General features: G+C 69.5%; 19 protein-coding genes. 13 read left to right on the top strand and 6 right to left on the bottom strand.

The window, feature by feature from the left end:
* Positions 1 to 76 precede the first annotated feature (76 nt).
* The 9 genes from F5X71_RS20625 (at position 77) to F5X71_RS20585 (ending at position 9198) form a co-directional block, all read left to right on the top strand.
* The gene (locus tag F5X71_RS20625; protein WP_167463522.1) at positions 77 to 850 is read left to right on the top strand and encodes a 2OG-Fe(II) oxygenase; all 774 of its coding nucleotides are present in this window, start codon (positions 77 to 79) and stop codon (positions 848 to 850) included.
* Positions 851 to 852: 2 nt separating this feature from the next.
* The gene (locus F5X71_RS20620; protein WP_167463521.1) at positions 853 to 1572 is read left to right on the top strand and encodes a tRNA-dependent cyclodipeptide synthase; all 720 of its coding nucleotides are present in this window, start codon (positions 853 to 855) and stop codon (positions 1570 to 1572) included.
* Positions 1569 to 3011: an MFS transporter gene (locus F5X71_RS20615; RefSeq protein ID WP_167463520.1), complete on the top strand. Its 1443-nt coding sequence runs from the start codon at positions 1569 to 1571 to the stop codon at positions 3009 to 3011. The genes F5X71_RS20620 and F5X71_RS20615 overlap by 4 nt, the downstream gene beginning before the upstream one ends.
* Before the next feature lie 125 nt (positions 3012 to 3136).
* Positions 3137 to 3949 carry a hydrolase gene (locus F5X71_RS20610; RefSeq protein WP_167463519.1) on the top strand — a complete coding sequence of 271 codons (813 nt, stop codon included), beginning with the start codon at positions 3137 to 3139 and terminating at the stop codon, positions 3947 to 3949.
* Between the two features lie 208 nt (positions 3950 to 4157).
* Positions 4158 to 5111, top strand: a complete 954-nt coding sequence (locus F5X71_RS20605; protein ID WP_167463518.1) for an alpha/beta fold hydrolase — start codon at positions 4158 to 4160, stop codon at positions 5109 to 5111.
* Positions 5112 to 5219: 108 nt separating this feature from the next.
* Positions 5220 to 6230, top strand: a complete 1011-nt coding sequence (locus F5X71_RS20600) for a FecCD family ABC transporter permease (RefSeq protein WP_167463517.1) — start codon at positions 5220 to 5222, stop codon at positions 6228 to 6230.
* Positions 6227 to 7282 (top strand): FecCD family ABC transporter permease, encoded by a 1056-nt coding sequence (locus tag F5X71_RS20595; protein WP_167463516.1) that lies wholly within the window; start codon positions 6227 to 6229, stop codon positions 7280 to 7282. Before F5X71_RS20600 ends, F5X71_RS20595 begins: the two co-directional genes overlap by 4 nt.
* A 23-nt stretch (positions 7283 to 7305) precedes the next feature.
* Positions 7306 to 8154 carry an ABC transporter ATP-binding protein gene (locus F5X71_RS20590; protein ID WP_167463515.1) on the top strand — a complete coding sequence of 283 codons (849 nt, stop codon included), beginning with the start codon at positions 7306 to 7308 and terminating at the stop codon, positions 8152 to 8154.
* 48 nt (positions 8155 to 8202) lie between these two features.
* Entirely contained in the window at positions 8203 to 9198 is a 996-nt protein-coding gene (locus F5X71_RS20585; protein ID WP_167463514.1) for a Fe2+-enterobactin ABC transporter substrate-binding protein, read from the top strand.
* A gap of 54 nt (positions 9199 to 9252) precedes the next feature.
* On the opposite strand, the gene F5X71_RS20580 is transcribed toward F5X71_RS20585, so the two are convergent.
* Positions 9253 to 10677 carry a cellulase family glycosylhydrolase gene (locus F5X71_RS20580; protein WP_238815363.1) on the bottom strand — a complete coding sequence of 475 codons (1425 nt, stop codon included), beginning with the start codon at positions 10675 to 10677 and terminating at the stop codon, positions 9253 to 9255.
* Positions 10678 to 10894: 217 nt separating this feature from the next.
* Here F5X71_RS20580 and F5X71_RS20575 point away from each other — a divergent pair, with 217 nt between their 5' ends.
* A complete protein-coding gene (locus F5X71_RS20575) occupies positions 10895 to 11914 on the top strand; it encodes an ABC transporter substrate-binding protein (RefSeq protein WP_238815362.1) in 1020 nt (339 codons plus the stop codon).
* 4 nt (positions 11915 to 11918) lie between these two features.
* On the opposite strand, the gene F5X71_RS20570 is transcribed toward F5X71_RS20575, so the two are convergent.
* On the bottom strand, positions 11919 to 13085 hold the full coding sequence (locus F5X71_RS20570) for an AbrB family transcriptional regulator (protein ID WP_167463511.1): 1167 nt from the start codon (positions 13083 to 13085) through the stop codon (positions 11919 to 11921).
* A 212-nt stretch (positions 13086 to 13297) separates the two neighbouring features.
* On the opposite strand from F5X71_RS20570, the gene F5X71_RS20565 reads away from it, so the two are divergent.
* The gene (locus tag F5X71_RS20565) at positions 13298 to 15451 is read left to right on the top strand and encodes an acyltransferase family protein (protein WP_167463510.1); all 2154 of its coding nucleotides are present in this window, start codon (positions 13298 to 13300) and stop codon (positions 15449 to 15451) included.
* Positions 15452 to 15463: 12 nt separating this feature from the next.
* Here the strand turns inward: F5X71_RS20565 and F5X71_RS20560 are convergent, their stop codons facing one another.
* Positions 15464 to 16105, bottom strand: coding sequence for a TerD family protein (locus F5X71_RS20560; RefSeq protein ID WP_167463509.1), 642 nt, complete (start codon positions 16103 to 16105; stop codon positions 15464 to 15466).
* A gap of 515 nt (positions 16106 to 16620) precedes the next feature.
* Here F5X71_RS20560 and F5X71_RS20555 point away from each other — a divergent pair.
* Both F5X71_RS20555 and F5X71_RS20550 read left to right on the top strand, forming a co-directional pair.
* A complete protein-coding gene (locus F5X71_RS20555) occupies positions 16621 to 16896 on the top strand; it encodes a hypothetical protein (protein ID WP_238815361.1) in 276 nt (91 codons plus the stop codon).
* A 27-nt stretch (positions 16897 to 16923) separates the two neighbouring features.
* The gene (locus F5X71_RS20550) at positions 16924 to 17664 is read left to right on the top strand and encodes a copper homeostasis protein CutC (protein WP_275106737.1); all 741 of its coding nucleotides are present in this window, start codon (positions 16924 to 16926) and stop codon (positions 17662 to 17664) included.
* 71 nt (positions 17665 to 17735) lie between these two features.
* On the opposite strand, the gene F5X71_RS20545 is transcribed toward F5X71_RS20550, so the two are convergent.
* The 3 genes from F5X71_RS20545 to F5X71_RS20535 form a co-directional block, all read right to left on the bottom strand.
* Positions 17736 to 18644: a cutinase family protein gene (locus tag F5X71_RS20545; RefSeq protein WP_174817105.1), complete on the bottom strand. Its 909-nt coding sequence runs from the start codon at positions 18642 to 18644 to the stop codon at positions 17736 to 17738.
* Between the two features lie 256 nt (positions 18645 to 18900).
* On the bottom strand, positions 18901 to 19311 hold the full coding sequence (locus tag F5X71_RS20540) for a RidA family protein (RefSeq protein ID WP_167463507.1): 411 nt from the start codon (positions 19309 to 19311) through the stop codon (positions 18901 to 18903).
* Positions 19308 to 20951, bottom strand: a complete 1644-nt coding sequence (locus F5X71_RS20535; protein WP_167463506.1) for an AMP-binding protein — start codon at positions 20949 to 20951, stop codon at positions 19308 to 19310. Before F5X71_RS20535 ends, F5X71_RS20540 begins: the two co-directional genes overlap by 4 nt.
* Positions 20952 to 20977 lie beyond the last annotated feature (26 nt).

The following is a 20977-nucleotide window of genomic DNA, read 5'->3' as shown; positions in this document are numbered from 1 at the left end:
GGCCTGTGCCCGGTCCATCTAGCGACAACCAGAGGGGAAAGACATGACTACGGCCACGCCATCTCTCGGAGCACGCGTGTTGGACACCACCAGGCAGGAATTCGACCGAACGTCGCTGATCGCGTTGCTGAACGGAGACGTGCACGCAGTGCGACTGGCCGATTTCGTCCGGCCGGACGCGCTCGAACATCTGCGAAAGGCGTTCGTGGGTAGGCAGGATCACGGTCCGCTCGCCACCGACCCGCAGTTCCGCCGGATCGGTCACGCCTTCTCGGAAACCAGCACCGACAGTGGCCGGGACCAATATTTCGCGCATGCCCGCGCGAACATCGAGCGCCTGCGCGAGATCGCCGCGCCGTATTCCTATCCAGCGGACGACCTTCGGCTGCTGCTCGACGAGATCTGGCCCTCCGGTGCGAGCCTGCTGCGCCAGGACGGGCAGGCCTTCTTCGCCGGTGTCGCGCGGTATCAGCTCGCGGGGGTGGATCTCGAGCCGCACACCGACAATGTGAGCCGAAATCTCCCGCAGGACTTCGGGGTTCGGATAACCCGTCAGCTTTCGGTCAACGTCTACCTGGATGTCCCGGACCGCGGCGGAGAACTGGAGATCTGGGACGACTACCCCGACGAGCGCGAGTATCGCGATCGCTCCGGTGACCGGGTGTACGGCATCGACCGCGCGCAGGTCGGCGCTCCCACGCTGGTCGTCACCCCGCGCATCGGCGACGCGATCTTCATCGATCCGCGCCGGGTGCACGCGGTCGCGCCGTCGCAGGACCGTCCGCGCATCACCATCGGGTTGTTCATCGGTGTCGGCGATCCCGCTGCCGCGCTGAAGGTTTGGAGCTGACGATGATAACGACCACCTCCACGCTGCTCTCCGCTTCACACAAGGCCGCCTACGATCTGCGCTCCGACGGCATCACCACCGACGGTCGCTCCACGGTGCTGCTGGTCAGTGTCGGCGCCGACTATCACGAGGGCGAAAAGCTCGCGGCGACCATCGATCTGATCAACCGGTCGAACTTCGGCCGGGTCTCGATCGCGGTGGCCGACACGTTGCAGCGGCACAATCTCACCGGTGGCACCGATATCGACCGGCACGCCCGCGCCCGTATCGCCGGTGACGAATGGATCGCCCGCAACAGTGCCGTGCTGGGTCGGATCGATTGCCCCACCAACGTTTTGCGCTGGGACTTCGCGCTGTCGCATCCGCGCTACGGCGATCTGTACGACGCCGTCGAGCACGCCTACCGCACCGACGAACCGTACCGGCACGCGATCGACAGCACCATCGATCGCTTCCTGGAGCGCAGGCTCAGTCGCGAGCCGGACGTCGACCAGGAATCGGTTCGGAAAGCCTGCCGCGCCTACCTTTTGGAGGAGTGCCCGATCATCATGCCGCTGTGGGCGCACGAGGGCTACGACTTCGTGATCTATCCGCAACGGATCACGGCGGCGATGGGCCGGACCAGGGAGCTGTTCGTCGTGCCGGAGAATCCGGACCGAGTCGCTTGGCTCCCATTGCGTTTCAAGAAACGCAAGTCGGCATTGCACGGGGAGGCACAGTGACGACCATCGAGCTGCCCGCGCGGCGCCGGGTCATCGGGTTCGGTGGACTCGCGGTGGCGTCATTCCTCGGGTGCATCGATCTGACGATCGTGACCACCGCGCTGCCCGCGATCGGGGACGACCTGCGGGCGGGCGCGTCGAACACCGAACTGACGCTCGGCGTCTTCCTGATGGCGTTGTCGATGTTCATGGTGACCGTGGGCCGGATCGCCGACCGGTTCGGGCGGCGCCGGGTGCTGTTGGCCGGGCTCGCGCTGTTCGTGCTCGCGTCGGTGGGCGCGGCCGCGGCCTGGTCGATCGGGGCGCTGCTCGTTGCGCGGTTCGTCCAGGGCGCGGCCTGCGCGGTGCTGTACACGAGCACCTCGACCCTGGTGGAATCGCTGTTCCCGCAAGGTGATCGGGGCAAGGCGATCGGCTGGCTGTACGCGGTGAACGGTCTCGGCCTTGCGATCGGCCCGGTGCTCGGCGGGCTGCTGGTGCCGAGCCTGGGTTGGCAGTCGATCTTCTGGATCAATCTACCGCTGGGGCTCGCCGCGCTCGCCGCGATCGCGGTCGCGGTGCCGCCGAGCGTCCCGGACAGGACCGGCGGTACCGATTGGCCGGGACAGGTGGCCGTCGCCTTCGCGGTGGTCGCGGCGGTCGGCATCTTCGTGCTCGGCGATCTGCGCGGGTTCACCTCGCCGTGGGTGCTCGCCGCCGCCCTCGTGCTCGTCGCGGCGGTGGGCAGCGGGATCGTCGTGGAGCGGCGGGCACGCAACCCGTTGATCGATCCGGCGCTGTTCGGCAAGCGCAGGTTCGTCGCCGCGATCGTGTCGGACTTCTCGCTGGGTCTGTTCTACGCGTCCGCGTTGCTCGTGATCCCGACCTACCTCACCGAAGGACGGGATTTCGATGTGCGGCAGGCAGGTTTCCTGCTGCTGCTCGTCAGTGGGACGCTCGCGCTCACGTCCCCGGTGGCGGGCAGGTTCGTCGATCGGTTCGGCGCACACGCGTTGCTGCCGTGGGGATTCGGGCTGCTGACCCTGGCGGGGCTCGGCATCGCATTGGCGGCCTTCGACGATCAGGTGGCCCTGCTTTTGGTCGCGCTCGTGCTGTTCGGTGCGGGCTGGGCGCTGGTGCTCGGCCCGGCGACCGTGCTCGCGATCTCCTCGGTCGAGCCGACCCGCACCGGATTCGCGGTGGGCGCCTCGTGGACGTTCCACAACCTGGGCGGTGCACTCGGCGCGGCGGTGGCCACGGTGGCCTTCGGCGGCGTCGCCCTGGACCGGTCCGACGCGGTCGGCGACGCGACCGGACGCGTCGCGGCGTTGATCGCCGTCACCAGTGCGGTGGCGGCGATCGCGGTACTGGTGCTGACCCGCGGGCGCGCGGCTGCGCCCGAACCTGCCGCGCCCGCCGAGCCGGCCGCGCCCGTGCCGGTCGAGGCGGGTTCCACGTAAGCCCCGCTCGGGTGCGGCAGGCGCGCTGCCGCACCCGAGCACGCCTGCGCGATCACCGGACTCACCGCACGGCACAGGTTTTCTGTGTAGAACAAGGGGTGGGTGTACCGGATTGTGAGGGCGATATGTGGAAGATCTGTCAGACCTGTGCGGTGGAGCACGATGCCGCGGCCGAGGTCTGTCGTATCTGCGCGGACGAGCGGCAGTGGATGCCCGCCGACGGCCAGCAGTGGACGACGCTGGACGAACTCGCCGCGGCGGGCCACAAGGTGGCACTGCGTGAGCTCGAACCGGATCTGTTCGCCGTGACGACCGAGCCGCGGGTAGGCATCGGCCAGGAATCTCACCTGGTGCGCACGCCCGCGGGCAACCTGCTGTGGGACGTGACCGGTTACGTCGACGAGGACGCCGTGCGTCAAGTGCGCGAGCTCGGCGAGGTGGTGGCCATCGTGCCGAGTCATCCGCACCATTACGGCGTGCAGGTGGAGTGGAGCCGAGCGCTTGGCGGGGTGCCGGTGCTGGTCGCCGCGGCCGACCTCGAGTGGATCGGGCGCCCGGACCCGGTGATCGAGCCGTGGTCCGGCCGCCGGGAAGTGCTGCCCGGGGTGACCCTGCGACAGCTCGGCGGCCACTTCGCGGGCAGCGCCGTCGCGCACTGGGCGGCCGGTGCGGGCGGCACGGGCGTGTTGTTCAGCGCGGACACCATTCAGGCCAATCCGGATCGTGAGTCGGTCGCCTTCATGCGCAGTTATCCGAATCGGATTCCGTTGTCGCCCAACGTGGTAGAGCGCGTCACCCAGGTGGTCGAGGAGTTCGAGTTCACCCGCCTCTACGACAATTTCGGCAAGACGCTCGACACCGACGCGCGCGCCACCATCCGGGCCTCCGCGACGCGCTACATCTCCTGGGTCCGCGGCGATTACGACCATCTGACCTGAGTTCGAGTGCCCTGAGGACAGGACCGCGCGGGTCCGCGTACCTGGCGGAGGTCAAACGGGGGCTCGCGTCGACCGACGCATGAGCGCACACCCTGGGTGTGGGTCTGGTCCACCTTGGGGAACCGACCCCAGCACTCGGGGTTCTGGGGGCGGGGGCGCGGGCGGCGCAGAGTAGGAGATGTCACTCCTACCCGAACCGGAGCCCCCGATGCCGACCATGAGCCCCAGCGCCACCACCGCCGCGCGCCGCGGCACCGTGGTGGCCGAAGACGGTGTGGCCCTTGCGGTTCGCGAGTACGGCCCGCGGCGGGCGGAGCTCACCGTGGTGCTGGTGCACGGGCACTGCCTGCGTTCGCAGTCCTGGACCGACGTGCGCGACGCGCTGCTGCGGCGGTACCCGGACGCCAAGGTGGTCTGCTACGACCATCGCGGGCACGGTGACTCGGCGACCGCGCCCCGGCAGACCTACAACCTCGAGCAGCTCGGCCGCGATCTGGCCCGCGTGCTCGACGTCGTGGCACCGTACGGGCCGGTCGTCCTGGTCGGCCATTCGATGGGCGGCATGACCGTCCTGACCTACCTCAGCCAGCGGCCGGGGGCGGTGGGCACCCGCGTCGCGGGGGTCGCGCTCGTCGCGACGGCGGCCGCCGGGCTCGCCGACGCAGGCTTCGGCCGCCTGCTGCGCAACCCGGTCATCTCGGTCTTCCAGGCCGCGGTGCGGCGGGCGCCGCGGCTGATGCAGCGCGCGAAGCTGGTGGCCTGCAAGGTGTTCGCGCCGGTGGTCCGCGCCGCCGAGTTCGGCGATCGCGCGGTGAGCCCGCGGGTGCTCGCCCTGGCCAACGCGATGCACAATCAGACGCCGATCGTGACGATGGCCGGCTTCCTGAGCGCCTTCATGGTCTACGACCAGACCGACGCGCTCGCGCTGCTGTCGAAAATTCCCACCCTGGTGCTGTGCGGTACCGCCGATCTGATGACGCCGCCCGCGCATTCGGTGGCCATGGCCGCGGCCGTCGAGTACTCGGATCTGGTGCTGGTCGAGGGCGCCGGGCACTCGGTGATCCTGGAGCAGCCGCACCAGGTCGCCGCGGCGCTCGGGCGACTGCTGACCCGGGCGGGCGGAATCGGCCGGACTCGCATGCACGTGAGTCTCGTCGCCTAGCCGAGGGGACCGCGTTGCGAAGGTCTCATTCGCACAATTTCCATTCGGTCAGGTAGGTAAGGCTAAGCTGCATTGATCGCCGCCGAGCCGCACTGGAGATAGAACCCGATGGACCTGCCGACTAACCAGCCCCTGCGCTGGTCAGGGTGGTTGTTGGCGGCGGCGGTGCTGGCTGCCGCATGCCTGCTGAGCCTGATCGTCGGAGCGAAAGCCATTCCGCTCGGCGAAGTCTGGGCCGCGCTCTGGTCCGGCGACAGCACCCCGGATCACCTGATCGTGACCGAATACCGCCTGCCGCGCACGCTGCTCGGCCTGCTCGCGGGGCTCGCGCTCGGCGTCGCGGGCTGCCTGATGCAGGGCCTGACCCGCAATCCGCTGGCCGATCCCGGGCTGCTCGGCATCAACGCCGGGGCCGCCTTCGCGATCACCCTCGCCGTGGCGTTCCTCGGCGTCACCCAGCTCACGGTGTACGTGTGGTTCGGCTTCGCCGGCGCCGCGCTGGTGTCGCTGGTGGTCTACCGGCTCGGCACCGCGGGCAGACAGGGGTCGGATCCGATCCGGCTGACCCTGGCGGGCGTCGCGGTGACCGCGGTGCTGTCCGGCCTGACCAAGGGCCTGATCCTGTTGAATCCCAAGGCCTTCGAGGAGTGGCGGCAGTGGGACTCGGGCGCGCTGACCGGCCGCGGCTACGACATCATCGCGGGCGCGGCGCCGTTCATCGTCGCGGGCTTGTTCGCCGCGGTGTTCGCCGCCCGCTCCCTCAACGCGCTCGCGCTCGGTGACGACCTGGCCCGCTCGCTCGGCGTACACGTCGGGCGCTCCAGACTGCTCACCGCGGTCGCGCTGGCACTGCTCTGCGGCACGGCGACCGCCGCGGTCGGCCCGATCACCTTCGTCGGGTTGGCGGTGCCGCATGTAGCGCGCTGGATCGTCGGCCCGGACCAGCGCTGGATCATCGCCTACTCGATGCTGCTCGCCCCGATCCTGGTGCTCGGCTCGGATGTGCTCGGCCGCATCATCATTCGGCCTGACGAGGTGCCCGCCGGCCTGGTCACGGCGTTCCTCGGGGCGCCGGTGCTGATCTGGCTGGCCCGGCGCGATCGGGTGAGCGCCGCGTGAGCGCCGGTATCGATTTCGGCCGTGCGATTCTGGTGCTGCGTGCGCCGCACGGTGGGTTCGGCGCTCGCGTCGGCGTGCGTACCACGGTGGTGTGTGCGGTACTGCTGATCGCGGCGCTCGCGGTGGCCGTAGTCGCCCTCGGCACCGGCGATTACGTAATTCCGCCGGACCGGGTGCTGCGGGCGCTGGCGATCGGGGACAACCGCTTCGATCGGCTCGTGGTGTGGCAGTGGCGTTTTCCGCGCGTGGTGCTCGCGCTCGCCCTCGGCGCGGCGCTCGGCCTCAGCGGCGCGATCCTGCAGTCGGTGACCCGAAACCCGCTGGGCAGCCCCGATATCGTCGGCTTCAACACCGGCGCCTACACCGGCGCGCTGCTCGTGCTGCTCGCCGCGGGCGGGGGTCACTTCCAGACCGCGCTCGGCGCGCTGATCGGTGGGCTCGCCGCCGCGATGGTGATTCAGCTGCTCGCATTCCGCAACAACGTCACCGGATTCCGGTTGATCATCATCGGCATCGGCGTCAGCGCGATGCTGGCCTCGGTGAACACCTGGCTCATCCTGCGGGCCGATCTGAACTCGGCGATGTCGGCGGCGGCCTGGGGCGCGGGTTCGCTCAACGGATTGTCCTGGCCGCAGGTGGGACCCGCGCTCATCCTGCTCGGCGTGCTCGCGCTGCTGGTGATCCCGGCCGCGCCGCGCCTGCACGTCCTGGAACTCGGTGACGACGTGGCGAGCTCGTTCGGCGTGCGGGTGGGCCGGGCCCGGTTGCTGCTGATCGTGTTGAGCGTCGCGCTGACCGCGGTCGCCACCGCCGTCGCCGGGCCGATCGCGTTCGTCGCCCTCGCCGCACCGCAATTGGGCCGCAGAGTGGCGCGCAGTCCGTCGACCGCGCTCGCGCCCGCCGCGGCGATGGGCGCGCTGCTGTTGATCACCGGCGATTGGGTAGCCCAGCGCGCGTTCGCGCCGACGCAATTGCCGGTCGGCGTGGTCACCGTATCGATCGGCGGCGTGTACCTGGCCTATCTGTTGGTGACCGAGGCGCGGCGGACCTAGGTGCAGGAACTGAGGAAACGAAGATGAGCGAAAACAACGACGCCCCGGTGGCACCCGGCGCCGGCGACCCGAAACCGGCGGCGCTGCGGGCCGATCGGGTCCGGCTGGGCTACCGCGGCCGCACCATCAGCGAGCAGCTGTCGGTCGAGGTGCCCGACGGTGAGTTCACCGTCGTCATCGGCCCGAACGCGTGCGGAAAGTCGACCCTGCTGCGCGCGCTGGCGCGCCTGCTCGCCCCCGAATCCGGTGCGGTGCTGTTGGACGGCAAGTCCATCGCCACCTATCCGGCCAAGGAGGTGGCCCGCCGGATCGGCCTGCTGCCGCAGTCCTCGATCGCCCCGGACGGCATCCGGGTCGCCGATCTGGTCGCCCGCGGCCGGTATCCGCATCAGTCGCTGCTGCGGCAGTGGTCGCAGGCCGACGCGGCGGCGGTGGCCGCGGCGATGGCCGCGACCGGTGTCACGCAGCTGTCGGCGCGCCCGGTCGACGAGCTGTCCGGCGGCCAGCGCCAGCGCGTGTGGATCGCCATGGTGCTCGCCCAGGACACCCCGGTGATCCTGCTCGACGAACCGACCACCTACCTCGACATCGCCCACCAGATCCACCTGCTCGATCTGTGCCGCGCGCTCCATCGTGATTCCGGCCGCACCGTGGTCGCCGTCCTGCACGACCTCAACCACGCCTTCCGTTACGCGGGTCATCTCATCGCGATGAAGGACGGCAAGGTGGTCGCCGCGGGCCCGCCCGGGCAGATCGTGACCGCCGAATTGGTGCGCGAGGTCTTCGATCTCGGGTGCCGGATCATCGACGACCCGGAAACCGGTGCACCCCTGGTTATTCCGCTGGCGGAGAACGCCGCGCGCGTCGGCTGAGCCGCGAATGAGCTTGCCCACTACCAAGAGAAGAAGGAACACCGATCCATGACGTTGTCCCGCATGACGGCCCGGCTGCGCGCCGCCGTCGCCCTACTGATCCTCGCGCTCGTCGCGGTGGCCGGTTGCAGCAGTTCCGGCTCGGACGCACCGGACAACGGCGCCACCCGGCAGGTGCGGACCGAGCGCGGCGCGGTGACGGTGCCCGCCGAACCACAGCGCATCGCCGTCGTCAACGGCGCGCTCGCCGGCTATCTGTTCGACCTCGGCGCCAACGTCAAGGCCGCCGATCCGCGGGTGCTCGGCGTTACGCTGCGACCGGGCGAGTTCCCGGCCGCCTGGGACGCGGACGCCAAAAAGCAAGGGACCGCGCTACTTCCGTCCGGCGACGACATCAACCTCGAGTTCATCGCCGCCCAGCAGCCGGATCTGATCATCGGCGGCGGCCAGGGCTACCCGGGTCAGCAGTCGCTGCAGGCCTACGACCAGTTGTCGGCCATCGCGCCGACCGTGCTGGTGCCGACCACGCTCGACAATTGGCAGGATCAGCTGAGAGTGGTGGCCGAGACCATCGGTCGCACCGACAAGGTGGACGCGCTGATCACCGCGTACCGGGACAAGGTCGCGAAGGTCAGGTCCGCGATCAAGCCGCCGCAGGGCGCGGTCTCGGTCTTCCAGTCGCGCAAGGACCTTAAGCCGTCGGTGATCGCCCCCGGCACGCCGCTGGCCACGCTGCTCACCGATGTCGGCTTCACCATCGACACCCAGGTGGAGGCCAAGGCGGGCAACCCGACTCGCGCCGCGGCCGCGGACTGGGTCGCGTTCAGCCAGGAACTGCTGACCACGGTGGTCGACGCGCCCGCGCTGTTCGTCGTGCAACTCGACGGCGGCCGCACGGTCGAACAGCTGAAGCAGGATCCGTTGCTGGCCAAGCTGCCGTCGTTCCAGTCGGGCCAGCTCTACGAGTTGCCGCCGACCAGCCAGCGCCCGGACTACCGCAACGCCATGCACACCCTCGACCTGCTCGAGGCCCGCTTCAAATGACCTGCGCGGCAACGCCGTCCGGCCGCGACCGGACGGCGTTGCCGCGGGGGCCGATCAGCGACCGCCGCTGATCGGCTCGGTGGGCACTGTCGTCCCCTTCGATCCGGGCCGATGGATCTGGATCGTCACCGGTGCCGAGCCGGTCGCCTCGACCGTGACGATCCGGGCACCGGCCGCGGCGGTCACCTTGCCGCCCTCGACGCGAATCTCGTAGCCGTTCGGGTAGTGCAGGTCGGACACGTAGATCTCGGTGGGCGCCGAGGCGGGCTGCGGTGTGTATCGGTATGCGAAATCTCCTGTGGCCGGGTCGAATATCGGCCGCCCCGGAGTGCCCGCCGTCGCGCGGGGATAGGTGCGCACCAGGTCTTGTCCGATGGCGCCGAGGAACGGGTCCGGCTTGGGGCCGCCCGGCCCGAAGCGCGACGTGTAGTGCCAGTAGTGCCAGCCGATGAAGCGTTCGTCGGCACGGGTCAGCGTGTTGCGCAGCACGGTGGCGTCCCCGTCGCCGAATTCGGTGACCAGCGTGGGGATTCCGGTGCGCCGGGCGAAGGAGTCGATATTGCCCCAGGTCTTGTCCTGCTGTACCGGGCACACCCCGCGCAGTTCCTCGGGCAGTCCGAGGTAGATCGCCAGCTGGCTCGGAATGCAGTAGTCGTGCGGGGCGAACACGATATCGGGGGAGGTGATCGGCGGATTCTTCCCCAGATGCGAGGGCATCGTCTCGTTCCAGGTCACGTTGGGCTCCCAGAAGATCGGCAGCTTCGCGTCGGCGGCGCGCACCGCATCGGTCAGCTTCTGCATCGCCGCCTGGTATTTGGCGTCGAAGCGCGGGCAGCCGTCGGGAAAGCAGCTGAGGAACGCCGATCCGGGCCACGGCTCGTTCAGCAATTCGAGGCCGAGCACGCCGGTGCGGCCTTTGACCTTCTCGGCCAACGCGGCCAGCGCCGTGCCGAGGTGGTCGAGCACGCCATTGCTGTTGTCCCACACCTCGTCCCAGCCGCGGTTCATGCTCGGCATCAGGTAGTACAGCGGGAAGCCCGGGTTCGGTTCCAGCTTGCCCGGCCGGGCGCGCAGTGACCATTCCGGGAAACCGTTGCCGCCCCAGATCTTCGACAGGCCGTCCTGATGGTTGTCGAGCAAGGTGTAGATGCCGTGTGCCGCAAGGGTATCGACGACCTTCGCGACCCGGTCCAGGTAGGCGGTGTCGACGACGCCCCGGGTGGGCATGAGCCCGGCGAAGTTCACGCCGAGGCGCACCGTGTTGAACCCGTGCCCGGCGAGCAGCGCGGCATCCTCGTCGGTGACCGTGAAGCCGTCGCCGGGCTCGACGTAGGGCGCGTCCTTGTCGACGTTGTTGACGCCGTGCAGCAACATCTTCCGGCCATGGGCGTCCACGAGATAGGCGCCCTCGGCCTGGATCCGACTCAGCGCCTGCGCGGGCTGGGGTGGTGCGGCCTGGGCGGGAGTGGCGATCAGCATCGAACATCCGATCATCGCGACGGCGCCGGCCACCCATCGTCGGCCGCGGGTACGAGCCGTGGCCACTGTCCGTTTCATCCCGATACGCATACTTAATGGTCACATGTCCAGTTCGATCGGCTCCAGGTTCGGCGTCCCCAGTTGCGCAGTGGGGATCGATCGATTCGGCGTCGCATCGAGGTAAGGCTTGCCTAACTGATGTGTTCTAATGGCGGTCATGGACACAATCCAGCTATCCCGCCGTCGTCTGCTCGCCACCACCTGCGCAGTCGGCCTCGGCGCCCTCGCGGCCGCGTGCACCGGCCGGTCGCCCGCGGACGATCCGTCCGCGGGGTCCGGTAGCTGGAGCTTCACCGATGATCGCGGCAGCACGGTGCACACCGACGGGATCCCGAGCCGGATCGTCGCCTTCGGGGGCTCGGCCGGCCTGCTCGCCGACTACGGTCTCCAGGATCGCCTCGTCGGTGTGTTCGGCGAAGCGCTCACCCCCGCCGGCGCGGCCTCCCCGCTCGCGGGCGACCTGGACGTCACGCGGGTGAGCGTGCTCGGCAACAACTGGGGCGAGTTCAATCTGGAGAAGTACGCGAGCCTCGAACCCGACCTGCTCATCACCGACGAATACGTGCCGGATCGGCTCTGGTACGTCCCGGATTCGAGCAAGGACAAGATCCTGGCCATCAACCCCAACGTCGTCGCGGTGCGGATCGCTCGGAAAACGGTGCCGCAGCTGATCACCCGCTACGGGGAGCTGGCCGTCGCGCTCGGCGCGGACCTGCGCGCGCCCGGTCCGGCGCGGGCCGAGCAGCGCTTCGACGCCGCCGTGCGGTCGGTGCGCGAGGCGGTGGCCCGGCGTCCGGGCCTGCGCGTGATGGCGGCCTCGGCCGCACCGGGCATCTTCTACGTGTCCGACCCGAGGATGTCCGCCGATCTGAGCTACTTCGCCGAACTCGGCGTCGAGTTGGTGGTGCCCGACACCGTCGCGGCCGACGGCTTCTTCGAGGAACTCAGCTGGGAGCACACCGACAAATATCACGCCGATCTGATCCTGCTCGACCGTCGCGCCGCCGCGATGTCGCTGGAGGCGCTCGACGCCAATCCGGTGTGGCGCGGCCTGCCCGCGGTGCGCGCGGGGCAGGTCGCCGACTGGCAGCCGGTGTTCCGGTTCTCGCATGCGGGGGCCGCGCCGCTGCTGGAGGATCTGGCCGCCGCGCTCGGTCGCGCCGACAAGGTCAGCTGACCGCTCAGCGCTGGTTACCTGCCGTCGCGTCCGGGACCGACGCGGCGGTGGCCGGACATTCGGGGTCCGCCTCGGCGCGCGGCTCCCGCTCGCGCAGCACTCGCAGCACCACCGGCAGCGCCAGCACCATGACGAACAGGCGCAGGCTTTGCGCGCCCGCGATCAGGGTGAGGTTGCCGTTCAACGATTCCGCGATGCCGAGCACCGCGTTGATGCCGCCCGGTGTGGTGGCGAGATAGACGTCGGAGTACTCGAGTCCGGCCAGGACCGCGACCGCCGCGGCGACCCCGCCGACCGACGCGCACAGCGCGACGATGGCGGCCACCATCGCCGGGATCAGCCGGAACATCTGGCGCACCACCGGTTTGGTGAAGCGCGCGCCGACCTCGAAGCCGATCAGCACGAACAGCACGTCCCGGAACAGGTTGGTCGGCGCGAAACCATGGGTCAATCCGGTGGTGGTGAGCACCGCCGTGATCAGCATCGGCCCGATCAGCGGCGCGTTGGGCAGGCGCAGTCGGCGGCCGAGCCAGATCCCCGCGATGGCGAGCACGATCGCGATCGATAGCCCGGCCACCTGGTCACCGCGCCCCACGGCCACCCAGCCCGGCAGTGCGGCGTCGGCCGCGGCGTGCGCGTCTAGGAGCGGACCGTCGGCGGCGCGATCCCCGTCCCGGATCAGCGTGGCGACCAGCGGCGCGGTGAGCACGACGATGCCGACCCGCAGGTACTGCATGAACGCGACGATCCTCGCGTCGGCGCCCGCCTCGTCCGCGGCCGCCACCACCGCCGCCGAACCGCCGGCGATCATGCCCAGTGTCGAGGTGGCGAGATCGATCTTGGTCACCCGCGAGAACACGTAGGCCGCCGCGCAACTGGCGATCAGGCTGCCCGCGGCGACCGCCGTGACCGGCACGATCGCCCAGCCGATCCGGGTGAGCAGCTTCACCTGGAGGTAGCTGCCCATCAGCACGCCGAGCATCGCCTGTGTGCCGAGCGACACATCGGCGGGCAACGGCGCGGGCAATCTGCCGACCAGCGCCAGTACCGCGCCGACCAGCATCGCCAAGATCATCTGCGGCGCCGGAAAGCCCACCTTGTCCAAAAACCATGCGGCGCCGACGGTTACCGCGGTGAGGGCCAGCCAGGTGCACCACTGTCGACGACTCATGTGTGCGAACCATACGGATCCAGCGTTAACAACTCGCAAATCCGGGATTCCGTCAGGCTACGTTTGGCGGCATGCGAATGAGACGATGGGCACACTCGTCGCTATCGCGGATATGACCGCAGCCGACCGACGTGATAGGAGAATAGGGTGCGTCGCATACCTGATTCGCCCGGACCGGCCGCGCTGACCTCGCAGCGAGGCGCGCGGCGCTCATGACCGATTCCGACGCGGCCGCCACGGTCACCGGCGATTCACGGGTCGCGCCGCCGCGCACCATCGCCCCCGCCGATCCGGTGCCCGCTCCTGCCGACACGGTGCGGGCGCCGTCCGATACCGCGCGCTACCGTCGCGATCTCGACGGGCTGCGTGGTGTGGCGATCGCGCTGGTCGTGGTGTTCCACGTGTGGTTCGGAAAGGTGTCGGGCGGGGTCGACGTATTCCTGGTGCTGTCGGGCTTCTTCTTCACCGGAATGGTGTTGCGCCGCGCGGAGTCCGGCGCCACCGGGGTGGTGTGGACGGTGCGCCGGACCGCACGCCGGTTGTATCCCGCGCTGCTGGTGGTGCTGGCGGCGGTTCTGGTGGCCACCGCCGTGATGCGGCCCTACACCCAGTGGTCCGACATCGTCGATCAGGCGCTGGCTTCGGTGCTGTACTACCAGAATTGGAACCTGGCGCTGTCCTGGGCGGACTATCTTGCCGCCGATCCCTCGGTGAGTCCGCTGCAGCATCTGTGGTCGATGTCGGTGCAGACCCAGTTCTATCTGGCGATCCTGCTGATGATCGCGATGGTGGCCGCGGTGTGCCGATCACTGGGGTATCGCGCGCATCTGCGTCTGGTGCTCGCGTCGGTGCTCGGCGGTCTCGCGGCCATGTCCCTGGTCTACGCGACCCTCGGCGTCGCGCACCGGCAGGGCTGGAACTACTACGACAGCGGCGCACGGGCATGGGAACTGCTGGTGGGTGCGCTGCTGGCGATCGCGGTGCCGTGGCTGCGCCCGCACCGCGCGCTGCGGTGGGTGCTCGCGGTGTTCGGCACGGCCGCGGTGTTGCTGTGCGGCGTCTTCTTCGACGGTGCGAATTCCTTCCCCGGCCCCGCCGCCTTGTTCCCGGTCGCGGCAGCCGCCGCGTTGATCGTGGCGGGCAACGGACTCGAACCCGCGGCGCGTCCGTTGCCGAGCAGGCTGCTCGGCTCCCGGCCCATGGTGGTGCTCGGCGAGCTCGCCTACCCGCTGTACCTGTGGCATTGGCCGATCCTGATTTTCGTGCTCACCGAGCGCGGCACCAGCGATATCGGGCTCGCCGACGGCACGGTGGTGATCGGAGTCTCGCTGGTCCTCGCCTATCTCACCCATCACCTGGTCGAGGAGCCGTTGCGTACGCGGACCGCCCGGGAGCCGGTGCCCCGCGCCGCGCTGGTGTATCGCCGCGGCGCCGGTGTCGCCGTCGCGCTGGTCGGTCTCGGCGTGGTGGGCGTCGGCTTCGGCTGGCATGTCGTCGTCCGCGCGAACCCGCCGAGGCCGGTCGGCGTGCTCGACGCCGCCCACTATCCCGGGGCGGAGGCGCTGGCCTCCGGCGCCGAGGTCCCCGAGGCACGGATGCGCCCGACCGTGTTCGAGGCTCCCGCCGAGGCGGCCTATCCCAGCGTCGACGGGTGCATCGCGGACTGGCTGACCAGGGACGTGATCACCTGTAGCTACGGCGATGTCACCGCGTCCAGAACCATCGCGGTGACCGGCAGCTCGCATGCCGAGCATTGGGTGCCCGCGCTCGACCTGCTCGGCAAGGAGCATCAGTTCCGCGTCGAGGTGTATTTGAAGATGGGCTGCCCGCTCACGATCGCCGAAGAGGTGAGCTACAAGGGCGAACCGAATCCGGACTGCCGCGACTGGTCGCGAGACGTGATCGACCGGCTCGGCGAGGACCGCCCCGACTGGGTGTTCACCACGAGCACCCGCCCGCGTGACGGCGCCGGCGACGAGACCCCGCCCGAATACCTCGACGTGTGGTCGGCGCTGTCCGATCGCAACCTGAAGCTGCTCGCGATGCGGGACACACCATGGTTGCGGCGCAACGGGATTCGCTACCGCGGCATCGACTGCCTCGCGCACGGCGGCGACCGGATCAGCTGTGGCATGAAGCGGTCGGACGCGCTGGACGCGGTCGACCCGGCCGCCGCGCCCGCCGCCTCGTTTCCCCATGTGTTCCCGCTCGACCTCACCGACGCGGTGTGCGAGCCGGAGGTCTGCCCGATCGTGGAGGGCAACATCCTGATCTACCACGACGAACACCACCTCACGGCCAGCTACTCCCGTTCGCTGGCACCGGAACTCGCCCGCAGGCTGCAACCGATCCTCGGCTGGTGGTGAGCCCGCCCGCGCTCACACCAGATGGTCGGCGATCAGCGGGACGGCCTCGAGCGGATGGGTGGCGGAGATGGGACGGGCGATGCGGCGCAGCTGCCAGCCGCCGCGGCCGCGGTGCAACGCGGCGACCACCATGCCGGTGCGAGCGGTACGGGTGAGGTCGAGGTAGGCCAGTTCGGCACTGCTGACACCGTCCACGAGGCGGCAGCAGGCGCCGGGGACACGGTCGAGGGTGTGCCGGTCGTAGGCGGTGACGAGAAACAGGACCGTTGTGACGCGCGGATGGGCGCGCGAGAGGTCGACGGTGATGATCTCGCTTTCGCCGAGGCCGTCACCGAGGTGACCGGTGCCGTGGTGGCGCACCGAGTTGTCGCCGGAGCTCAGCTGGGCGAAATAGACGGCGTCGAGCAGGCGGTGACCGTCGAAGAGCAGGGCGGTGGCGTCGAGGTCGGCGGCGGGCCGGGCGCCGGTGTTGTCGAAGGGGGCCCAGCCGAGGCCCATGCGCACGTAACGCAATGTGGCGCTGCGGCCCACGGGCGGTGTGATGTGCCGGATCGGCGCCGACCCGGACGCATAGGCGCCGGTGTGCGCGATGCGCGAAATCCGTTGCTGCCGTGGGGCGGTGCGTTCGATTCGGACGCCGTGGTCATGCATCATACGGGTGGTTGAATCGTTGATCATTCGCTGCATGGGCAACTCCTCTTCTCCGCGTGCCGACTCCGGCCCCGATGCGGTGAGCAGTTCGCTTCAAACAGCCAGTGTGGTGTGCTGGCAGCAGAATTCGACTGATGGCCGAACAACTTCGCTGCGACTGGATTCGATCTCGATACCACCCGTGACGCACCGTGTTTGCGCCGCAACGGGTTTCGTCTCGCACAATCATCCGCGTAACCGCAGTATACCCTGAGTTACCAACCGTCGCAGCCATATCGAGCTGAATGGCCTGGTCCGGTGCATCGGTTTCGCCGGTGCCGAACGGATTTCGAATGCGTTGATACGGCCGACGGTAATGTTCACCCCGGAGTTGCCCGGTGCCGCGACCGGCGCGATGGGGCCGGTCGCAGGCGCGGGAGCGCGCGTCGGCGAACGGAACCACGAATCAGCGATGTCGATCCGCTCCGGGCTCGGCGAGCCGGCGGTACCGTCCTCTCATCACCGCGGAAGGGAGAGACATGTTCGCTCGAGTAGCCGTGTGGGAACCGATGCCCGACGACGATCGGCAGTGGGTGATCGACGCCGCGAAAACCGTTCCAGGGGTGTTGCACGCCTATCATCTCGTCGACGAGCAGACCGGTAACGGACTGTCGGTCGCGTTCTTCGACGACGATGTCGATCCGGCGCGGGTGCGCGCGGCGATCGCGCACCGCGCCGAGGAGATCGGCTGGCACGAGGTGGCACGGCCGAGTCCGAAATCCGAGACGATCTATCGGGTGCTGCGCTCCGGGTAGGCGGCTCGGCGGTGGATACTCGCTGCTGTGCGAGTAGAGATCTGTGTGGAGTCGGTTGACGGGGTGCGCATCGCCGAGCAGGCGGGCGCGGATCGAATCGAGTTGTGCGCCGGCCTGTCCGACGGCGGGCTGACGCCGAGCATCGGCCTGCTCGAGTACGCGATCGCGCGGACCACGAAAACCCAAGTGCACGTGCTCATCAGGCCCCGGCCGGGCGATTTCGTGTACTCGCCGGACGAGATCGAGCTGATGCTCCGCGATATCGCCGCGGCGCGGGCGGCCGGTGCCGACGGTGTCGTCATCGGCGCGCTCGATGCGACCGGTGCGGTCGATCCGGCCTGCGCGGCCATGGTGGCGGCGGCCGAACACCTGGAGGTCACCTTTCATCGGGCGATCGATGTCAGCGCGTCCTCGCAGCGGACCCTGGATCAGGTGATCGAGCTCGGCTGCGCCAGGGTGCTCACCGCGGGCAGGCAGCGCGCGGTTCTCGACGGCGCGGCGGTGATCAAGGATCTGGTGGCGCGGGCCGGTGGCGCGCTCGACGTGATGGCCTGCGGCGGTGTGCGACCGTCCAACGCCCTCGCGGCGCTGGCGGCGACGGGGGTGGCCGACCTGCACGCGGCCGTGCGCACGGCGGTGCCGGGCGCAGCGGGGAGCGCGGTGTTGTTCGCGGGAGCCGGTGTGCCGCAAGGCTTCGACCGCTTCGACACCGACCCCGCCGAGGTCGCCGAGCTCTGCCGGATCGTGCACGGACGGCGCGCCGAATAGCTCCGTGCTGGTGAGGATTTCGCGAGAAGAGTCAGCGGTCCGGCACTCGCGGCCGGACCGCTGTAGCGGGCTCAGCCCCTGGACACCTCGATGAGCCGCGCACGCAGCCAGGTCAGCGGGGTGTCTCCGCCGCCGATCGCGTAGTGCGGGTAGCTCTGGTGGATGCCCGACTTCAGGAAGTCATCGATCTGCTGCTTGCGCTCCTCGTACGCGGAGTTGTTCAGCTGATCCGAGAGCAACCCGAGACCACCGGCGGCGAGCGCGTCGGCGATGAGCGCGTTGGCCTGCTGCTGGTAGGCGCCGAACAGCGCGGGGTTGGGGTTGGAGACCTGGGCGAAGAAGCCCGCGATACGGGCCGCGAAGTCACCATCGGGGATCGCGCAGTACAGATCGCCCGCCGCACAGAAGGTGTACGTCTGCGGGGTGAGCCAGCCGAAGCCGCCCAGCCGCGGGCCGCCCGCGCCCGCGCCGAGGACAGGCGGGCCGATCAGCGTGTCGGTGGGGGAGCGCCGCGGATCGGAGATGAGGCCGACCAGGGCGACGCGCTCGGGCCGCACCACGCCGAGCCCGGTCCCGATCTCGGCGGCGACGTCACCGGCCGCGTCCGCGCCCTGGCTGTAGCCGAGCAGTGCGAAACGGGTCGAATCGCAGCGCTGGGCCATGTTGGTCAGCAGTGCACGGGTGCCGTTGATGGCTTCCTGCTTGGATCGTCCGTAGACCTCGCCCTCCCACGGGAACGCGGTCGCCGGGTACGCGACGTAGTCGGTGGCCACGTCGCCGGGCAGGTTGTCGGCGACGGCCGCGAGCATCCCCTTGCCCGGTTCGGCGTTCGATGTCTCCCAGGTACCGGGAACCGCGACCACGTACATCTCGGGGCAGTGCTGCGGGGCGGCGTGTGCGGTCGTGGCCGCGCCGACCGGCAGGACGGCGGTGACCATGGCGGCCGCGCAGGCGGCGGTGTTCTTCCATCGCGAAAACATCGTGTACTCCGTGTGCACTGCCGGGGCGCGGCCCGGTCGGCGAAGGCGCTCGGTGTCCGTTTTGAGCGCCGATGACTGTCTCTCTTCAGCTGTTCCCCCTCCTCCAGAATTTTCCGGAGGTGCGAACAGTGTCTCCAGAATGTTCGCCGGACGCCAGCCGGTTCGGCGACTTGGTCCGGAAATTCCACCGCGCCGCGGCGCCGAATGGGTGCGCCGCCCGGCTCTTCGGCGCCGGACATCGTCTCTGCCTGCGGTTTCAGTCGTTCTGCCGCGGGCGGTCCGGGATGACGGCGGTGACCTCGATTTCCACCAGGGCTTGCTGCTCCACCAGGCGGGTGACCTCGATGGCGGTCATCGCGGCGTCGAAGGTGCCGATGATTTCCCGGAACGCCGCGCCGATCTCGCGCTGGGCCGCGACGTAGGCGTCGGCGTCGGTGACGTACCACGTCATCCTGGCGATGTGCGCGGGCTCGGCGCCCGCCTCGGCCAGTACGGCGACGACGTTGTGCAGCGCCTGCCGGACCTGGCCGGGCAGGTCGTCGGCGCGGAAGACGCCGTCGCTGTCCCAGCCCACCATGCCCGCGACGAACACGAGCTCGCCGCGGGTCTGGACACCGTTGGCGTAGCCGCGCGGGCGCGGCCAGCCCGGCGGTTGCAGGACCCTCATGCCGTGGCCGCCGAATCACCGTGCCGCGCACCGATTTCGCGCAGGCGGAAGCGTTGCAGCTTGCCGGTCGGGGTGCGCGGCAGATCCGCGACGAAGGCGATGGCCCGCGGATACTTGTACGGGGCCACAGTGCGTTTCACGAAGTCTTGCAATTCCTCCACCATCCCGTCGGTCGCGTCGATCTCGGGGCGAAGCACCACATAGGCTTTGACGATCTGACCCCGATCCTCATCGGGCACACCGACCACCGCGCAGTCGGCCACGGCGGCATGTCCGGCCAGGGCATCCTCCACTTCGGGGGCGGCGATGTTGTACCCGGACGACACGATCATGTCGTCGGAGCGTGCCTGATAGTGGAAGTAGCCGTCGGCGTCGACCCAGTAGGCGTCGCCGGTGTAGTTCCACCCGTCGCGCACGTAGGCCTGCTGGCGCTCGTCGGCGAGATAGCGGCACCCCGTCGGCCCGCGGACCGCGAGCAGCCCGACCTCGCCGGGCGGCAAGGTGTTTCCGTCGGCGTCCACGACCCTGGCCTGATATCCGGGCACCGGCAATCCCGTCGCGCCCGGCCGCGCGTGCTCCTCGTCGGCGGAGATGAAGATGTGCAGCAGCTCGGTGGCGCCGATGCCGTCGATCAGTTCGATGCCGGTGGCCTCGCGCCATCGGGCGCGGGTCGACGGCGGCAACGCTTCGCCCGCGGACACGCATTTGCGCAGCGTGGTCTCGCGCAGCCCGGTGCCGTGGCGGGCCAGGATCCGATACGAGGTGGGCGCGGTGAACAGCACCGTCGCGCCGAATTCGGTGATGGCGTCGAGTAATCGGGCCGGGCTCGCCTGCTCGAGCAGCACCGTCGACGCGCCGACCGTCATCGGGAACAGCAGCAGGCCGCCGAGCCCGAACGTGAAAGCCAGTGGCGGACTGCCGATGAACACGTCGTCGGGCTCGGGCCGCAGGATGTGGCGCGGGAAGCTCTGGCAGATCGCCATGACGTCGCGGTGAAAGTGCGCGGTGGCCTTCGGTATTCCGGTGGTGCCCGAGGTGAAGGCGATGAGACAGACGTCGTCGGCCGCGGTGGCGACGGTGTCGAACCAGCCGTCGTGACGGGCCATCAGGGCTTCCAGCCCGTCACCGGAGTCGCTGTGGAAGTAGCGGATGCGATCGAGGCTGGGGCAGGCGGCCGCGACCGCCGAGAGCTGACCGGCCAGCGCGACGTCGCAGAGCGCGTGCGTGATCTTGGCCTTGTCGACGATCTGGGTGAGTTCCTTGACCCGCAGCAGCGGCATGGCGGTCACGGCGATACCGCCGGCCTTCATCACCGCGAACCAGCAGGCCGCGAGCATCGGATTGTTCGGGGCGTCGAGCAGTACCCGATTGCCCGGCACCAGTCCCATGTCGTGCACCAGCACGGCGGCGATCCGATTGGCTTGGTCGTGCAGTTCGGCATAGGTCCAGCGGGGCCCGCCCGGCGCCTGCACACAGAGGCGGTCGCCGTTGCCGTCGAGCACGTGCCGGTCGAGTAGTTCGGTCGCGCAATTGAGTCGGCTGGGAAAGCGGAGTTCGGGGCGGTCGAATACGAGGTCGGGCCACTGGTCCAGCGGCGGCAGATGGTCGCGGGCGAAGGTGTCGATGTGGGCACTTGTCATGGTCGAACCTTGTGGGGGAGAGGGTG

The sequence above is a fragment of the Nocardia brasiliensis genome (assembly GCF_011801125.1).
Classification (GTDB): Bacteria; Actinomycetota; Actinomycetes; order Mycobacteriales; family Mycobacteriaceae; genus Nocardia; species Nocardia brasiliensis_C.
The sequence above is the reverse complement of the archived record's forward strand: the minus strand, read 5'-3'. Positions and strand labels throughout refer to the sequence as shown.

What these genes read in the sequence shown, in the direction of transcription:
- F5X71_RS20590 (WP_167463515.1), top strand. Translation starts at nt 7,306, where the DNA reads ATGAGCGAAAACAACGACGCCCCGGTGGCACCCGGCGCCGGCGACCCG.
- F5X71_RS20585 (WP_167463514.1), top strand. Translation starts at nt 8,203, where the DNA reads ATGACGTTGTCCCGCATGACGGCCCGGCTGCGCGCCGCCGTCGCCCTA.
- F5X71_RS20540 (WP_167463507.1), bottom strand. Translation starts at nt 19,311, where the DNA reads ATGAGGGTCCTGCAACCGCCGGGCTGGCCGCGCCCGCGCGGCTACGCC.
- F5X71_RS20620 (WP_167463521.1), top strand. Translation starts at nt 853, where the DNA reads ATGATAACGACCACCTCCACGCTGCTCTCCGCTTCACACAAGGCCGCC.
- F5X71_RS20605 (WP_167463518.1), top strand. Translation starts at nt 4,158, where the DNA reads ATGCCGACCATGAGCCCCAGCGCCACCACCGCCGCGCGCCGCGGCACC.
- F5X71_RS20610 (WP_167463519.1), top strand. Translation starts at nt 3,137, where the DNA reads ATGTGGAAGATCTGTCAGACCTGTGCGGTGGAGCACGATGCCGCGGCC.
- F5X71_RS20555 (WP_238815361.1), top strand. Translation starts at nt 16,621, where the DNA reads ATGTTCGCTCGAGTAGCCGTGTGGGAACCGATGCCCGACGACGATCGG.
- F5X71_RS20565 (WP_167463510.1), top strand. Translation starts at nt 13,298, where the DNA reads ATGACCGATTCCGACGCGGCCGCCACGGTCACCGGCGATTCACGGGTC.
- F5X71_RS20545 (WP_174817105.1), bottom strand. Translation starts at nt 18,644, where the DNA reads ATGTTTTCGCGATGGAAGAACACCGCCGCCTGCGCGGCCGCCATGGTC.
- F5X71_RS20535 (WP_167463506.1), bottom strand. Translation starts at nt 20,951, where the DNA reads ATGACAAGTGCCCACATCGACACCTTCGCCCGCGACCATCTGCCGCCG.
- F5X71_RS20570 (WP_167463511.1), bottom strand. Translation starts at nt 13,085, where the DNA reads ATGAGTCGTCGACAGTGGTGCACCTGGCTGGCCCTCACCGCGGTAACC.
- F5X71_RS20560 (WP_167463509.1), bottom strand. Translation starts at nt 16,105, where the DNA reads ATGATGCATGACCACGGCGTCCGAATCGAACGCACCGCCCCACGGCAG.
- F5X71_RS20575 (WP_238815362.1), top strand. Translation starts at nt 10,895, where the DNA reads ATGGACACAATCCAGCTATCCCGCCGTCGTCTGCTCGCCACCACCTGC.
- F5X71_RS20580 (WP_238815363.1), bottom strand. Translation starts at nt 10,677, where the DNA reads ATGCTGATCGCCACTCCCGCCCAGGCCGCACCACCCCAGCCCGCGCAG.
- F5X71_RS20600 (WP_167463517.1), top strand. Translation starts at nt 5,220, where the DNA reads ATGGACCTGCCGACTAACCAGCCCCTGCGCTGGTCAGGGTGGTTGTTG.